Raw genomic sequence first — 14,968 nt, forward strand, 5'->3', positions numbered from 1 at the left:
AAAGAGATGATTTGAGCTATTTTCCCGCCTTTTTAAACCTTGAAGATAAAAGAGTCCTACTTGTTGGCGGCGGAGTGGTTGCCTACACAAAACTCTCTCATCTTTTGGACTTTACCTCAAATATCTCTATAATTTCGCTGGATTTATCTAGTGAAATTAGAGCGCTATCAAAAAAGAAAAATCTACATGTGATGCAAAGAGCTTATAGCAAGGGCGATATAGCAAATTTTGATATTGTGATTGTTGCGGTTGATAACATTTCTCTACAAGCAGAGATTTTTGAGGAGTCAAAACGTTATAATTGTTTATGCAGTTGTGTTGATTCTACAAAATATACTCATTTTATATTTGGTTCTTATATAAAAAAAGATGATTTAACCATCGCAATATCAACATCTGGATCATCTCCTGCGCTCGCAAAGCAGTTAAAAAAATATTTTTTGAAGTTGATTCCCTCTGATATAGGTATTTTTTTGCAAGAGATGAAAATATTAAGAGAGACTTTGCCAAAAGGCAAGGAGAGAATGCAAATGCTCCAAAGAAGAGCAGAAGATTATATGAAAAAATGGAGTAATTAGATGAACATAAAAAAAGCTTTAATATTTGGGTTTTTCACAGCCTTTTTAATACTAGGAGTTGTCTCAATGCAGCGTGCCATGCCAGATTCTAAAGAAGATCGCATATACCTTGCTATAAAAGAGTATAGTCCCTATATTGTTGAAAAAAGAATTGGCGGACTCACTATTTTAGATAAAAGAGACGATAAAATAAAAGAGAAACCTGACTCAAGTGACTTTTATCATAGACTTGATGAACTGGAAAAAGCGTGGGGTAAAACACACTTAATTGTAGAGAACAATGAGCTTATAATAATGGGTGAGAACAACCAAAGCAAAGCTAGAATTATGATCGAAAATGAAAAAGAGAGAGCTTTTCTTAAGAAGTTTTTTGGAATTTAAACTTCCAAAGCAGTCTCTTTGAGCTTAAGCGAGAAAAGTAACGCCATAAATAAGACTCCAAGTGATAATGAGTAGAGTAGCGTATAGTTAAAAAAGTGTAAAATTACCCCTCCTAAAATTGAGAAAAACATCCCTAAAGATACAATATTCATCTGAAGAGCTATATAGACAGGTCTTTTGTCTGCTGGTGCAATTTTAAGTATTAGATTGCTAGAAGCTATGCGGTTTCCATCCATTGATGCCCCAACTAAAAAGAAAATTAACATGTACTCATAAAGCGAAGATGCACTAAAAGCTAAAGTTATTGCAAGAATTTGAGCAAGAATTGCAACTTTTGCGGTAAGCACATTCTTTCCACGTCCGCTGAGATTGCCCCATAAAAAATTACTAAGCATCGCTCCAACCATCTGTGTTGTTATAAGCCAACCAATTGCCACACCATCTAAATCTATCTTTTGCTGTGCATCAAGGATAATAAAAGGCAGAGCTATTAAGTATCCGTAAGCTAAAAGAAAAGTAGTGACTTGAATTTGAAAGTTTTTATCTGCCTTTAAAATAACATAAGAGTTTTTCAAAAATTTGCCAAAACTACTCTCTTTTTTTGAGACTTCCTCTTTGATAGGCTCCTCGACTAAAGAGAAAGATATATATCCGAGTGCCATGATAAAAGAGCTAATTACAAAAAGATATCCATAGCTTTGTGGAGCTTCAAATGACTCTAATATCCAAGCAGCTAACGCTCCACTTAATAGCCCACCTAGCGCACTAAAGAACTGGCGATACGCCATAGTCTTGCCACGAAACTTATGAGTAAATATTTTTGCCATAATTTCTCTAAAATATATAGCAGCAAAGCCTGCGCTAAAAGAGAAGATGAAAAGCCCCAGTCCTATTGAAAAAAGAGTTATATTAGGGTAATTCTCACCAAAAATGATAATTGATACCCCTATGAAAAACCATGAAAAAAATCTTACAAAAAAGATTCTGCGAAGGTATGGCATCATCAGCTTGTAGCTCTGAGCGTGAAAAGCGGCAAAGAGCTGAACCATAACTGCTCCACCTCTAAGAAGAGAGGCGAAAAATCCAACGAGCATGGAGCTTCCCCCAAAATAGTTTACAATAAGAGGCAGGATTGTGGATGGTTCGGCGATTGTTGTTCCAATTGCTAAAAAGAAACCATGTAGAATGTTTTTTACATGGCTTGAGAATTTATCCATTTAATTTTTCGTAAGCTTCTTCAATTGTATTTGCTTTTTGTGCAACAAACATGAAAACAGCAGCATTTAGACGTGCTAATTTTAAAAACTCATCAGATGGATTGTTAACTTGCTCTATTGACTCCTCAAGAGTTATCTTCTCCCAAGATTTTGTATAATTTATACCAAAATATTCAGGATCTATTATCATCTCTTGGACATCTTCTCCATTTACAAGCCATAATCTACCCTTACTAAAGAGTTCTGGCGTTCCTTCATTGCCTTGAATAAGCGCAAATCTTTTATATTTGTCTGAAAAAACTTCTACATATTTTTTTACATAAGGCTTATGAAAAACCCCAGTAATTGCAAATTCGCTAGAAGCAACTCTTGTTAATTTTTCAATAGTGTTAATACCTGTACGAAGCCCTAAACGCATGCGCATCTGCGTTAAATCATGCATCTCTTTAAAAAAATTGGCTCTATCAAAATAGTGAATATTTTTATTTAACTCAATACTTGTTGCTACCTCTTTAAGCGTAATTCCAGCTTTAGCAGGTGCCAAATCATCGCCAACTACAACAAGCTCCAGCGCAGACTCTTTAAGCACTTTTGCTACAAGAGGGAAAATAAAAGGATTGTTTGCTTTTCCATCGAATGGATATCCAAGTTCTATAGAGTTTGCAACAGGAGCTCTTTTTATAAAACCATCACAAGCATCAACAACCCCTCTAAACTCATCAGTTGTCTCTGGCTTAAGTCGCCACCCTAGCAAAAAAGCAGCTGCTTGTTCTGGATGAACCTCTTGCTTTAATATTTGCTCCATCATATCCTTTGCCTCTGCTTGAGTCAAATTTCTATTGCCTTTTTCGCCTGTTCCAACCGCATGTATATACTTAAAAAAATCCATCTTTTCTCTTTACTTTTATAATATTTTAGTTCGTATAATATAATGATTTTATTAAAATGAGATAACAAAACTGCTCTATTTTTTCAAAAGAAGATTTAATTGTAAATTTTTAATTTTAAGAAGATTTTCTGCCTAGCTGAGTGCTAGACAAAAATTATAGAAGATTAAGGATTAATGCTTTTTAGAATCTTTTTGTAACTCATCTACAATTGCAGATCTCAATGCATCTAAATCACTTTGTGGCAACTTGTTTTTATTACACATAATGTGCTCTTTTGCAACTGTTATTGTAGTAGCGTATGTTTCTGAACCAATCATTTTCTCAGCAATAATAGCATTTGCTTTAAACTCAGTCATTCTCCATCCCTCTTTCTTTCCAGCACGCTCTATTGAGTCTAAAACGCTTTTATGATTAAGATTTCCTATATATATAGCTGTTTTACAAACCGTTGCATCACCACTCTCCATATTAGCTTCCATACCATTATGACTCGAAGATCCTCTTGTTGCGCTACAACCACTCATTAATGTTAGTGCTGCAATAGTTACAACAGCAATTGATACAATTTTTTTCATACCACTCCCCTTATTCTTTCAGATGATTTTTTATAAAATTAATTCTATCATTAAAAAATTAATTAATCAATGATATAATAATAGAGATAAAATGAAATTTAAATTTAATATTAAGAGTTTACGAAAATGACGATTCAGGATTTAGTAATAATTGGTGTAATGAGTGTTCCTATGTTAATGTTCTCAATTTTTCCAGGTATTTGGGTTAGTGACTATCTTGAAGAAAAATATGAGTTCCAAGAGAGACAAAAACGCGCAGCACTAATTGCCACAACTATGCTCTTTGCCTTTACTATATCAACTCTTCTACACTTCATCTGAAATATAATAAAAATATATATAACTAACAAACTAAATTTATATGTTTTTTTCATTAATGTTTCATTAAGTTACATAAATTATAAAACAAACCTTAATTTTTTAATTACATAAAAAAATTGATATAAATCAACTACTTTTAAAGTAATTCAGACTAAACTTCTCTTGATTCTGAAAAATTATACAAACTTAGGAGAAATAAAATGGTTGATGGAGTTTTAATGTCGCAAGATATTCTTGTAGATGATTTTTTGACAATCTTTGTCTCTTCTACTCTTGTATTGATATTTGGAGGATTCTATGTTGGTATATATACGGCTATAAAAGTTAACCTTCTAAAAAAATGGATGATGCCTCTTGGCTACTTTTTTTGGATTTTGACTGCTTATTGTTTGTATTTGATGGGAAGTTTGATGCATGTAAATGAACTTACAGCTAAAGCTTTAGTTGTTGCTGCTATTGGTTTGTTACTACTGCCACATGCAGTCTATTACATGCAAGATCATGTTCATCAAGAAAATGAACATTAATTTTTATATATATTAACCCATAATTTATAGGAGGGTATAGTGGCTAAAAGATCCGTATGGAGTGATAATCGCTTCTGGCAACGCACAGCAGCTTGGATTACAGGTTTTGCTTCAGTTTTACTTATTTGGTTGACATTTGATACAAGTGCGCAAATATCGATGGGTACTGATGCAGACATACAAAATGGTGTAACAAAAAGGGTTCCAGGACCTACTGTTATTAATTATAAAATCACTTATGAGATGAATAAGAAACGTCAGCATGAAATTCCAGTAATTGGTGGAATGAACGCAGAAGGAACTTCAGCTTTCCAAGAAAAAGAGAAATTCTTTGGTAGAGATGACTGGTCTGAACAAGAGGCTGGCGAATTACTTCACCTTGGTAAATTAGCTTCTCAAACTAAAAACTGTATGAATTGCCATACTTTACTTGGAAATGGTGCATATTATGCTCCAGATTTAACAAAAGCTTGGTTAGATCCAGCATGGGGACCTGAGGGTTCAATGATGGGAATGACGAGTAAAGAGACAAAAGAAGAAGCAATGGCTGAATTCTTACAAAACCCGTCTCAATACCCGACACATGCTCGTATGATGCCAAACCTTGGTATTACTGCTGAAGAGGCTAAGGGTCTAGTTGCTTTCTTAAAACATATGGCAACAATAGATACAAATGGTTTCCCAAGAAACTTTGGAAAAATTCAAGGAGCAGTAAATGGCAAATAGTTATTTAAAATCTGAATCTAAAAAGTTAGCAACATGGTACTTTACAGTTGCTGCAACTCTTTTTGGAGCACAGTTACTTTTTGGTCTTGTAGCAGCTATCCAGTATGTTATGCCAGGTTTCTTATTTGAAATACTAGATTTCTCTGTAGCTAGAATGTTACACATCAATGCACTTGTTGTATGGATGGTTTTTGCAATGTTTGGTTCTGTTTATTGGTTATTACCTGATGAAACTGGTATTGAAACGGTTGGTATCGGTATGGGTAAACTCCTTTTCTGGGTATTTACTGCAGCCGTAACTGTTGTTGTTCTTGTATATCTATTCATTCAAGTTGGACCTGCTGATGAAACATCAATCTGGTTTATTCATGAAGGTCGTGAGTATATTGAAGCACCACGTTGGGCTGACTTAGGTATTACTGTTGTTGCACTTGGTTTCGTTGCAAACCTTTTCATGACAGGTATGAAAGGAAACCGCTCTGGTATCGTAACTGTTCTTATGGCAGACATGATTGCTTTTGCTGGTCTTTACTTAACAGGTATGTTCTATACTGACAACATTTCAGTTGATCAATTCTGGTGGTGGTGGGTTATTCACCTTTGGGTTGAAGCTACATGGGAAGTTTTTGTTGGTGCAATTGCTGCTTATGGTTTAATTACTATGATTGGTGCACACCGTAAAGTTGTTGAAATGTGGTTATGGATCGAAGTATCAATGTTATTTGGTTCTGGTATCCTTGGTCTTGGTCACCACTACTTCTGGATCGGTACACCTGAGTACTGGTGGGAAATTGGTGCTCTTTTCTCTGCGTTAGAGCCACTTCCACTTGTTGCTATGTTTATCCACGTTCTTTATGACTGGGGAAAAATGCAGGGCGAAGAAGATGCAAAAGGACAGGAAATTTCTGTTATTACAAACAAACCAGCATTTACATGGTTCGTTCTTAATGCATTTGGTAACTTCTTAGGTGCTGGTATCTGGGGATTCTTCCACACATTACCACAAGTAAACCTTTATACGCACGGAACACAGTTTACATCTGCTCACGGACACTTAGCGTTCTTTGGAGCTTATGCAACTATTCTTGTTGGTATGATGTATTTAGCTGTTCAAGGTAAAAACGGTATTAAAGTACTTAACAATACAAAATCAACTGTCTGGGCTACTAGCATGATTGTTGGTGGTGTTGTTGGTATGACTGTTGCACTTACAATTGCTGGTTACTCAGATGTTATTATATCTCGTGCACAAATGGGTGCTACTTGGGCTGGTTACTTTGATGCGCAGGGAACAACTTGGTTGGTACAAGGAATGGTATGGAGACTACTAATGGGTGTTGTTACATTTGTAGGTTTCCTATTCCTAGCTAAAGATTTATTGAGTATCGGTAAAGCTACTCACCACGTAAGATAAGGAGAGATAAGATGAATGCAATGTTTGAACCATTCGTAGATGTAGTACCAAGTTTTTTTGGTACATTGTCTCAAGGTCCATTGACTCTAACTATTTTCTTGCACACTGTAATTATTCTTCCAATGTTTTGGATTTATAAGCAAGAAAAAGCTCGTTTAGAGCAAGAGGGTAACTAAGTATTTGAAGCGTCATCAGGGCCCAATAGGGCCTTGAGTTTCAATTATGTTTCGGGTCCAATAGGACCTGTAATTTGTCTATTTTAGAAGGAGAAATAAAATGAGATTAAATAAATTAGTATTATCGGTAGCTGCTACTGCAGTTGTTGGTTCAGGCATGCTTGTACAAGCAGCTGGTTTTGATGCTGAGAGTGTTTTTGAGAAAGAGTGCCAAGGGTGTCATGGTCCTAACCTAGAGGGTGGTGTTGGTTCTGATTTACGTCCTGCTGTTACTGCTAAGAAAAACTCTTATGAGTTAGCTGAAACAATTTTGAATGGTAAAGCTGGTACAGCAATGCCTTCATTTAAAGATAAGATTTCTAAAGATGATGCTGATAAAATGGTTGATTATATTCAACACTTTAAAGGTAGAGTAATTAAGCAATTAACTCTTGATACAGTTAAAGCTGCATGGAAACCTTTAAATGACAGAATGGCATTCTTTACAAAGTATCCAAATGCTGTTGATGTTAAGAAAAATACAGATATCTGTTTCGTAACTGAGCGTGATGCTGAGCGTGTTGCATTCGTTGATGGAACAAGTGGTAAAATACTATCTAAGCACCCTGCAGGTTTTGCGGTTCACGTAACTGTTACAAACAAACGTCAACCTCGTTATGCTTACTCAATCTCTCGTTCAGGTTTAGTAACAATGTTTGACTTAAATACTCCAGGTCAACAAAAAATTGCTGAAGTTCAAGTTGGATCAGACTCTCGTGGTCTTGCAGTTTCTCCAGATGGAAAATACCTAATGGCTGGAAACTATGTTCCAGGCGGTGCTATTCTTCTAGATGCTATGACTCTTGAGCCTTTAAAAGTTTATCCAACATCAAGCGTTATCAAACCAAATGGTGATATTGATTCATCTCGTGTAGCTGGTATTTTTGATACTCCATATGGTCCTTATTTTGCATTTGCACTTAAAGATGGTGGTCACGTTTATATCGTAGATTACTCTAAGCCAACTTTCCCAATCGTTGGAGATATTCCAAATATTGGAGATATTCTTCATGATGGTTTCTTAAATGAAGGTAAAGAGATTGGTCGTTACCTATTTATCGCTTCTCAAGGAAGTGACGTTGTTGGTGTTGTAGACTTTAAAACTAAATCTTTAGTAACTAAAATCTATACAGGTCCAGCATCTAAGCCACACCCAGGTCAAGGTTCTTCTTGGTATAACGAAACTCTTGGACAACAACTTGGAGCAACAGTTAACATGAACTTAGGTCAAGTTACAATTTGGGATGATCACTTCGATGTTATCCGTCAAATTCCAACAGGTGGTGGTGGATTGTTCGTTGGAACATCTGAGCATACTCCATTTATTTGGGCAGATAACGTTCTTGGTGGTTCAGATGTTTGGAATCAAGTTCACTTGATTAACAAGCAAACTCTTGAACTAGACAGAATCATTACTGTTGGAACATCTGAGGGCACTGTTACAGATCCTGTAACTCACAAAGTACTTTACAAATGGGAAGTTCCAACTGTTAAAGATGATAAAGGTGCTGCTATAACTCCTCGTATTCTTCACGCTGAGCCAGCAAATCACGGTCACTGGACTATGATTTCTGAGTGGAATGCTGGACGTATCGGTATTTATGAAGCTAAAACAGGTAAATTTGTTAAATACATCACTGGTTTAACAACTCCTACGTTTACTTACTCTATCGAGCACAGACAAACTATTCCAGGTGCATAATTAGCACTTTCTCTCCCTATTTTAGGGAGAGAACCCTCTTCTATCTACTTCTTATTATTTTAAATAAATAAATTTTCTTTATATACTCATAACTTTATAATAAACGATAAAATCACTCTTTTTTGACATTTATAAGCCATAATTCAAGCTTAATTTGGTTAAAATAAAAAGAAAATAGAAAGAGAAAATATGAATATAAAATTACTAGTCATGCTATTACTTGCTTCATTTTTATCTGCACAGAACTCAGAAGGTAAGAGAGTTTTTGAAACATATTGCTGGGGTTGTCATCATCAAATTTCAGAAGCATTTGGTCCTCCATTCAAAGAAATCGCACAAAACAGATCTCTAGAGGAGATAAAAGCTTACATAATTGATCCAGAATCTATGTATAAAGCATTTGGATATAAAAGAACTGTTATGACAAAGCTAAAATTAACTGATAAAGAGAGAGAAGATATAGCTGCGTACATTCTCTCATATAAAGGCAAATAGATGTTTAGATTATCAAATCTTCTCCATTCAGTCATAGAAAACAAACCAGAGAGAGTTCTTAATGGTTCTATTGCTATATGGAATTTTACAAACCGTTGCAACTTGTCTTGTCTGCACTGCTACTCAAAATCAACACTTGATGAAGTAGATACGCTCACAACTGCTCAGATAAAAAAAACGATTTTAGAGATGAAAGAAAATGGTGTAAAATTCATTATTTTTTCTGGAGGAGAACCTCTTACTAGAAAAGATCTCTTTGAAATAGCAGATTTTTGCAAAGATAACTCAATCATAACTTATCTTTCAAGCAATGGCTTATATTTTACAAAGGGTAACGTAAAACGTATAGTTGATACTTTTAACTATGTAGGTATAAGCATAGATGGTGATGCGCCGACACATGATTATTTTCGTGGCTTAAAAGGCGCATTTACTGAAACGCTTAAGGCTGTTCGTATTGCTAATGAGCATGGAGGCAAAGTCGGTATTCGTTTTACAATAACAAAAGATACGCTTGGCTCTTTGGAGTATATTTTTGATTTAGCAGAAAAAGAGAATATATCTAAAATCTATATCTCTCATCTAGTCTATTCTGGACGTGGACTTGATAACTTGAAGATGGATTTATCAAAAGAGCAGAGAAGAAAAAGTGTAGAGTTTATTCTAGATAAAGCCTTTGAGTATTATGAAACAGGCAGAGAGATAGAGATAGTAACTGGAAATATGGAGCAAGATGCAATACTCTTTTTAAATAGATTTACTTTAAAATATCCACATCTAAAAGAGAAGATGAGAGAGCGCCTTGTTTCGTGGGGCGGGAACAGTGCTGGACGCAAACTATTGAACATAAACAGTGAAGGTGACGTACGCCCAGATCCGTTTTTTCCACTTACTGTTGGAAATATCATAGAGGAAAATTTTGGCGATATTTGGCAAAGCGGTGAGCTACTTAATCAGCTTCGTATCCACCCAAGAGCGCAGATAAGCGGTATTTGTGCTTCTTGTGAGCAGATAGATATCTGTAATGGTGGTTCAAGATCAAGAGCATATGCTATAACGGGTGATTTATGGAGTGAAGATCCATCATGTTATTTAACTGAGCAAGAAAGAAGGAGAAGTTAATGTATATTAGCAAATTTTTAGTAAGTATTTTTTTAGTGGCTTCTGTTGCTGGGATTGTCCAAGCAAAAGGTGTGAATCCTGTGCTTGCATCAATTAAAGATGAAGAGAAAATTTTTGTAGTTGAGAGAGAGAACAACTCTCTTGGAGTAATCGAACAAGGCATGACAAAAGGTCATATAGAAGGCATGCACGACATGAATCATGGAGTTGTAAAATTTTATGACAATGATGGTTATGTAATATCTCGTGATGGATATATAATAAAATTCGACCCACAGAGTGAGAAAATTTTAAAAGCGTACAAAACAAGTGACAGTGCAATTGGCTTTACGGTTGAAGAGAACTACATTGCAGTAGCAAACTACGCTAAAAAAAGCGTTGATATACTTGATAGAGATTTAAATCCAATAAAATCTTTTGAAACGGATTCTAAAAATGTTGGAATCAAAAAATATAAGAATTATCTTGTTTTTTCTCAAATGAATAATGACAAAATAACTGTATTAAAAGATAAAAATGAGGGCAAAGGTCTTCCAGACTTTGAAATATTCAAAGAGTTTGAAAACGTCGGTGTTATGCCATTTGATGCAATGATAAAGAACAATAACTTCATAACTGGATTCTTTAAAAGTAACTTCTTTGGTGTTGTAAATCTTGACACTATGGAGTACTCAAAAATAGACATTTTGCTAGAAGATAGAAAGCCTGTACTGAAAGTTCCCCACTTTGGTTTTTGGAGTATAAGTGAAGGAAATGTTTTTATTCCAGCGGTTGGAAACAATAAGGTTTTAGTATATACATCTGACTTTAAATTTGTTAAAAATATTGAAGTAGAAGGTTTACCAGTTTTCACGGCTTTAAGTCCTGATCAAAAGTATATGGCAGTTACTTTTAGCGGAGACAAATTTCCAGTTCTTCAAATTATAGATACAAAAACTCTTGAAGTTATTAAGAGATTTGAATTTGATGGCAAGGTTCTACATGTAAGATGGTCTGATGTACGTCCTAATCTCTACGTATCTGTAAATGACACAAATAAAGTGGCAGTGATAAACACTAAAGAGTGGTATTTGGCTCGTGAGATGTTTGGTATTAACAAGCCATCAGGCATATTTTTATATAAAGAGGCAAAGTAATGGGTAAAGTTCATCTAACAGGAGCTGGTCCTGGAGATATAGAGCTGCTTACAATTAAAGCACTAAGAGTGATTAAAGAGGCTGATGTTATTATTTACGATCGTCTTGCAAATCCAGATATTTTGCAAGAGGCAAAAAACGGATGCGAATTCGTTTATGTTGGCAAAGAGGATGGCAGACACATCGTTCCTCAAGATGATATTAATGAAGTTATCTATCAAAATGCACTAAAACATGAAAATGTTGTACGTTTAAAAGGCGGTGACCCTTTTGTGTTTGGGCGTGGCGGAGAAGAGGCACTATACCTAAGAGACAGAGGCATCTCTTTTGATGTAATTCCAGGGATAACTTCAGCAATAAGCGCACCTGCTTATGCTGGTATTCCTGTAACTCATCGTGGCGTTTCTGTAAGCTTTAGGGTTGTAACTGGGCATGAATCTCCAAACAAAAAAGAGTCTCAGATTCCTTGGGAGACATTTAAAACAGATGATACGATAGTCTTTTTAATGGGCTTGCACAATCTTCCAAAAATTAGTAAAAAACTTATGGAGATTGGCAAACCAAAAAATTATCCATGTGCTGTTATTTCAAAAGGGACTACAAAAGAGCAAAGTGTTGTTGTAGGTACTTTAGAGGATATAGTTGCAAAAACGAAAGATGTTCCAACTCCTGCGCTTATAGTTGTTGGTAGAGTTGTTGAACTTAGAGAACAGCTACAATGGTTTGAGGGAAATGAGTAAGCTTTTAGACACATCCGAGGCTATACTAATTGCACCAAATATCTATTGGGTTGGAATGCACTTAAAAAATGACCCTTTTCAATGCCACCCTTATCTAATCAAAAATGGAGATGAATCTATCTTAATAGATCCAGGCTCCATGATTGAATTTGATGAAACTGTTAGAAAAGTAAAAACTCTAATGGATATGAAAGATATAAAATATATTATCCTTCATCATCAAGACCCCGATTTAGCAGCTGCTGTTCCTGAGATAGAAAAACTTATAAACAGAGATGACCTGCTAATAGTAACCCACTCAAGAATGTCTCTTTTAGTCAAACACTACCTTATAAAATCCAACTATTATGAGATAGATAAGATGGATCATAAACTAGTAACATCGAGTGGTTTTAGACTTGATTTTCTTACCACTCCATACTGCCACTCTCCTGGAGCATTTGTAAGTTATGAGCCAACCTCAAAAACTCTATTCTCAGGAGATATTTTTGGAGGAATTGAAGAGTCTTGGGATTTTTATGCAGATGAAACATACTTTTTAAAAGCTAAACTTTTTCATCAAGAGTATATGCCCAGCAAAGATATTTTCAACTATGCACTCGCTAAGATAGAAAAACTCGACATTGAGCTTATCGCCCCGCAACACGGCTCTATAATAGAGAAAAAGTACATAAATAAGCTGATTCAAGATATGAGGGAGCTTGATTGTGGATTGTATATTGAAGAGAAATATAATCGTGAATTAATAGATACAATAAAAGAGCTTCAACAAAAAGAGATAGCGCTAAAAGAGCGCGATTTACTAATTTTTGAGCAATCAAAAAGAGCAGAAATAGGCGAGATGATTGGTAACATTGCACATCAGTGGCGCCAACCATTAGCAATAGTAAATACTTCAATAGCAATACTCCAAGAAAAAAACAGAGCCTCCTCTCTTAGCAAAGAAGAGCTCTTTGAAAAACTAGAAAAAATTGAAAAACGCATTATATACATGTCAGAAACAATAGAAGATTTTATGAGTTACTATAGTCCAGACAAAGAGAAATCTTGGTTTAAAATTTGTGATGCAATAGAGAGAAGTCTTGATATAACAAATTTACAAAAATCAAACACTCATGTTAAAGTAAATCTGCTTATTACAAATGAATATAAAATTTTTGGATTAATAAATGAGCTTGTACAGGTATTAGTCTCCATAATCTCTAACATAAATGACATAATTAAAATAAAAAATTTAACAGATGTGAAAATTACTATTTCTATATATAAAGATGATAATTATATAGTCATCTCAATCGCTGATAATTGCGGTGGCATAGAAGATATTAACCTAAAGAAAATATTTGACCCTTACTTTACTACAAAACACAAATCAATAGGGACTGGTCTTGGACTGCATATAGCAAAAATGATTGTTGAAGATAATATGCAAGGTTATTTAAGTGCAAAAAATCTATATAATGAAAAAAATGAAAAAATTGGTGCAGAATTTACTATAAAGGTAAAAAATGAAGATTGAAAAAATTAGAGATATATCCATTTTGCTAGCCGAAGATGAGAGTGAACTTCGTGAACTTTTACATGAGTATTTGCAACTGTTTTTTGGCAGAGTTTATGCCGCTACCTCAGGAGATCAGGCGTATGATATCTACAAACAAAAAAAGCCAGATATTATAATCACAGACATAAGTATGCCTAACCTTGATGGTTTAGAGATGATAAGCAAGATAAGAGAGAGCGACAAAGAGACAAAAATTATAGTCATGAGTGCGCACTCTGAGCAAGAGAGGCTTCTTCTTGCTATTAAGCTAAATCTTGAGTCATATCTTATTAAGCCCATAAAAACAGAAGCTTTGAAGACTATTTTACTCGATATTGTAAAACACCTTAGAGAGAAATCTCGCCGCACTTATGTTACAGAAAACATCTATTGGGAACATGAGACAAACACACTTTGGGGAAATTCAAAAGAGATAAAACTAAGAAAAATGGAGAGTATGCTTTTAAAACTCCTATTTTCAAGACCAAATGAGATTTTTTCCACAAAAGAGATTTTTGATTATCTACATGAAACAAAAAATGACAAAGAATTTTCAGTTCACGCAGTTACCTCTCTTATGAAAAGGTTACGCGCAAAACTTCCTAATGAAGTTATTCACAATATTTATGGTTCAGGATATAAGATAATTCCTATTTAGTACTTATCTAGTTCATACTTTTTATAGAGAATTTTTGCCTCTTTATTGCCACTGTTTATTGCTCTATTTGCCCACTCTTTAGCTTTTTTAAACTCTTCTAATTCACAATATATCTGTGCAAGAACGTAGTATGAACTCTCATCGCCAGCTGCTGCACTTTTTTCAAACCACTTTGATGCTTCATCAAATTTTAGAAGTTGCATGTAGATATGTCCTACATTTTGAGCGGCGCCAACATGACCACTGGTTGCTGCTTTATCAAGAAGTTCTACTGCCTTTGGAACACTCAAATCAACTCCATCACCTTTATAGTACATAAGCGCTAAATTGTATTGTGCATTTATATTGTTTTGTGCTGAGGATTTACTCAATAACTCAAAAGCTTTTTTACTGTTTTGCTCTACATTATTTCCTTTTAGATAAAACATTCCCAAATCATACTGTGCATTTGCATCTCCGCTTTGAGCTGATTTCTCAAGCCACTCAAGAGATTTCTTTAAATCTTTTTGCACTCCTAAGCCCATTGCATAAAGATAACTTAATGCGCTTTGAGCTTTAGAATCGCCCTCTTTTGCGCTTTTTTCATAGAGCTTAAACGCTTCTGTATAATCTTGCTTTTTAAATGCTCTTAGCGCTTCATCACTATTTGCCTCTAGTGTGAATAACGAAAAAATTACTGCTACTATAAACTTAAACATCTTTGTCCTTATAAAAATTAGTATGGCTATTAT

At 34.8% G+C, this 14,968-nt stretch carries 18 protein-coding genes; 14 read left to right on the forward strand and 4 right to left on the reverse strand.

Annotated elements, in window-relative coordinates; all coding sequences use genetic code 11:
- The first annotated feature begins 11 nt into the window (after window positions 1-11).
- Both SUDEN_RS10265 and SUDEN_RS10270 read left to right on the forward strand, forming a co-directional pair.
- Complete coding sequence (locus tag SUDEN_RS10265; RefSeq protein WP_011373591.1) at window positions 12-578, forward strand: precorrin-2 dehydrogenase/sirohydrochlorin ferrochelatase family protein; 567 nt, start codon at window positions 12-14, stop codon at window positions 576-578.
- Complete coding sequence (locus tag SUDEN_RS10270) at window positions 579-959, forward strand: hypothetical protein (RefSeq protein WP_011373592.1); 381 nt, start codon at window positions 579-581, stop codon at window positions 957-959.
- Here the strand turns inward: SUDEN_RS10270 and SUDEN_RS10275 are convergent.
- The 3 genes from SUDEN_RS10275 to SUDEN_RS10285 all read right to left on the reverse strand — a co-directional run bounded on the left by SUDEN_RS10275 (window position 956) and on the right by SUDEN_RS10285 (window position 3,641).
- Window positions 956-2,176 carry an MFS transporter gene (locus SUDEN_RS10275; protein WP_011373593.1) on the reverse strand — a complete coding sequence of 407 codons (1,221 nt, stop codon included), beginning with the start codon at window positions 2,174-2,176 and terminating at the stop codon, window positions 956-958. The genes SUDEN_RS10270 and SUDEN_RS10275 overlap by 4 nt on opposite strands.
- Window positions 2,169-3,065: a glycosyl transferase gene (locus SUDEN_RS10280; protein WP_011373594.1), complete on the reverse strand. Its 897-nt coding sequence runs from the start codon at window positions 3,063-3,065 to the stop codon at window positions 2,169-2,171. The genes SUDEN_RS10275 and SUDEN_RS10280 overlap by 8 nt, the downstream gene beginning before the upstream one ends.
- Before the next feature lie 171 nt (window positions 3,066-3,236).
- Window positions 3,237-3,641 (reverse strand): hypothetical protein, encoded by a 405-nt coding sequence (locus SUDEN_RS10285; RefSeq protein WP_011373595.1) that lies wholly within the window; start codon window positions 3,639-3,641, stop codon window positions 3,237-3,239.
- Window positions 3,642-3,767: 126 nt separating this feature from the next.
- Here SUDEN_RS10285 and SUDEN_RS10290 point away from each other — a divergent pair, with 126 nt between their 5' ends.
- From SUDEN_RS10290 to SUDEN_RS10340, 12 genes are all read left to right on the forward strand, one after another.
- Complete coding sequence (locus SUDEN_RS10290) at window positions 3,768-3,962, forward strand: hypothetical protein (protein WP_041672344.1); 195 nt, start codon at window positions 3,768-3,770, stop codon at window positions 3,960-3,962.
- Window positions 3,963-4,162: 200 nt separating this feature from the next.
- Window positions 4,163-4,489, forward strand: a complete 327-nt coding sequence (locus tag SUDEN_RS10295; RefSeq protein ID WP_011373596.1) for a hypothetical protein — start codon at window positions 4,163-4,165, stop codon at window positions 4,487-4,489.
- Between the two features lie 39 nt (window positions 4,490-4,528).
- Entirely contained in the window at window positions 4,529-5,215 is a 687-nt protein-coding gene (locus SUDEN_RS10300; RefSeq protein ID WP_011373597.1) for a c-type cytochrome, read from the forward strand.
- A complete protein-coding gene (locus SUDEN_RS10305) occupies window positions 5,205-6,629 on the forward strand; it encodes a cbb3-type cytochrome c oxidase subunit I (RefSeq protein ID WP_011373598.1) in 1,425 nt (474 codons plus the stop codon). Before SUDEN_RS10300 ends, SUDEN_RS10305 begins: the two co-directional genes overlap by 11 nt.
- 11 nt (window positions 6,630-6,640) lie before the next feature.
- A complete protein-coding gene (locus tag SUDEN_RS11350; protein ID WP_158301048.1) occupies window positions 6,641-6,805 on the forward strand; it encodes a hypothetical protein in 165 nt (54 codons plus the stop codon).
- Window positions 6,806-6,905: 100 nt separating this feature from the next.
- Window positions 6,906-8,546: a nitrite reductase gene (locus tag SUDEN_RS10310; RefSeq protein ID WP_011373599.1), complete on the forward strand. Its 1,641-nt coding sequence runs from the start codon at window positions 6,906-6,908 to the stop codon at window positions 8,544-8,546.
- A gap of 189 nt (window positions 8,547-8,735) precedes the next feature.
- Window positions 8,736-9,041, forward strand: a complete 306-nt coding sequence (locus SUDEN_RS10315; protein ID WP_011373600.1) for a c-type cytochrome — start codon at window positions 8,736-8,738, stop codon at window positions 9,039-9,041.
- Window positions 9,042-10,163: a radical SAM/SPASM domain-containing protein gene (locus SUDEN_RS10320; protein WP_011373601.1), complete on the forward strand. Its 1,122-nt coding sequence runs from the start codon at window positions 9,042-9,044 to the stop codon at window positions 10,161-10,163.
- A complete protein-coding gene (locus SUDEN_RS10325) occupies window positions 10,163-11,299 on the forward strand; it encodes a cytochrome D1 domain-containing protein (RefSeq protein ID WP_011373602.1) in 1,137 nt (378 codons plus the stop codon). Before SUDEN_RS10320 ends, SUDEN_RS10325 begins: the two co-directional genes overlap by 1 nt.
- Window positions 11,299-12,039, forward strand: coding sequence for a uroporphyrinogen-III C-methyltransferase (gene cobA / locus SUDEN_RS10330; RefSeq protein ID WP_011373603.1), 741 nt, complete (start codon window positions 11,299-11,301; stop codon window positions 12,037-12,039). The genes SUDEN_RS10325 and cobA overlap by 1 nt, the downstream gene beginning before the upstream one ends.
- Window positions 12,032-13,558, forward strand: a complete 1,527-nt coding sequence (locus tag SUDEN_RS10335) for an ATP-binding protein (RefSeq protein ID WP_011373604.1) — start codon at window positions 12,032-12,034, stop codon at window positions 13,556-13,558. The genes cobA and SUDEN_RS10335 overlap by 8 nt, the downstream gene beginning before the upstream one ends.
- Window positions 13,548-14,237, forward strand: a complete 690-nt coding sequence (locus tag SUDEN_RS10340; protein WP_011373605.1) for a response regulator transcription factor — start codon at window positions 13,548-13,550, stop codon at window positions 14,235-14,237. The genes SUDEN_RS10335 and SUDEN_RS10340 overlap by 11 nt, the downstream gene beginning before the upstream one ends.
- Here SUDEN_RS10340 and SUDEN_RS10345 read toward each other — a convergent pair.
- On the reverse strand, window positions 14,234-14,935 hold the full coding sequence (locus tag SUDEN_RS10345; RefSeq protein WP_011373606.1) for a tetratricopeptide repeat protein: 702 nt from the start codon (window positions 14,933-14,935) through the stop codon (window positions 14,234-14,236). The genes SUDEN_RS10340 and SUDEN_RS10345 overlap by 4 nt on opposite strands.
- Between the last annotated feature and the right edge of the window lie 33 nt (window positions 14,936-14,968).

The sequence above is a fragment of the Sulfurimonas denitrificans DSM 1251 genome (genome assembly GCF_000012965.1).
Taxonomy (GTDB): Bacteria; Campylobacterota; Campylobacteria; order Campylobacterales; family Sulfurimonadaceae; genus Sulfurimonas; species Sulfurimonas denitrificans.

Excerpts from the sequence above, each read along its gene's own strand:
- SUDEN_RS10285 (WP_011373595.1), bottom strand. The coding sequence starts at position 3,641 with ATGAAAAAAATTGTATCAATTGCTGTTGTAACTATTGCAGCACTAACA.
- SUDEN_RS10275 (WP_011373593.1), bottom strand. The coding sequence starts at position 2,176 with ATGGATAAATTCTCAAGCCATGTAAAAAACATTCTACATGGTTTCTTT.
- SUDEN_RS10345 (WP_011373606.1), bottom strand. The coding sequence starts at position 14,935 with ATGTTTAAGTTTATAGTAGCAGTAATTTTTTCGTTATTCACACTAGAG.
- SUDEN_RS10310 (WP_011373599.1), top strand. The coding sequence starts at position 6,906 with ATGAGATTAAATAAATTAGTATTATCGGTAGCTGCTACTGCAGTTGTT.
- SUDEN_RS10305 (WP_011373598.1), top strand. The coding sequence starts at position 5,205 with ATGGCAAATAGTTATTTAAAATCTGAATCTAAAAAGTTAGCAACATGG.
- cobA (WP_011373603.1), top strand. The coding sequence starts at position 11,299 with ATGGGTAAAGTTCATCTAACAGGAGCTGGTCCTGGAGATATAGAGCTG.
- SUDEN_RS10340 (WP_011373605.1), top strand. The coding sequence starts at position 13,548 with ATGAAGATTGAAAAAATTAGAGATATATCCATTTTGCTAGCCGAAGAT.
- SUDEN_RS11350 (WP_158301048.1), top strand. The coding sequence starts at position 6,641 with ATGAATGCAATGTTTGAACCATTCGTAGATGTAGTACCAAGTTTTTTT.
- SUDEN_RS10315 (WP_011373600.1), top strand. The coding sequence starts at position 8,736 with ATGAATATAAAATTACTAGTCATGCTATTACTTGCTTCATTTTTATCT.
- SUDEN_RS10280 (WP_011373594.1), bottom strand. The coding sequence starts at position 3,065 with ATGGATTTTTTTAAGTATATACATGCGGTTGGAACAGGCGAAAAAGGC.
- SUDEN_RS10295 (WP_011373596.1), top strand. The coding sequence starts at position 4,163 with ATGGTTGATGGAGTTTTAATGTCGCAAGATATTCTTGTAGATGATTTT.
- SUDEN_RS10270 (WP_011373592.1), top strand. The coding sequence starts at position 579 with ATGAACATAAAAAAAGCTTTAATATTTGGGTTTTTCACAGCCTTTTTA.
- SUDEN_RS10335 (WP_011373604.1), top strand. The coding sequence starts at position 12,032 with ATGAGTAAGCTTTTAGACACATCCGAGGCTATACTAATTGCACCAAAT.
- SUDEN_RS10290 (WP_041672344.1), top strand. The coding sequence starts at position 3,768 with ATGACGATTCAGGATTTAGTAATAATTGGTGTAATGAGTGTTCCTATG.
- SUDEN_RS10325 (WP_011373602.1), top strand. The coding sequence starts at position 10,163 with ATGTATATTAGCAAATTTTTAGTAAGTATTTTTTTAGTGGCTTCTGTT.
- SUDEN_RS10320 (WP_011373601.1), top strand. The coding sequence starts at position 9,042 with ATGTTTAGATTATCAAATCTTCTCCATTCAGTCATAGAAAACAAACCA.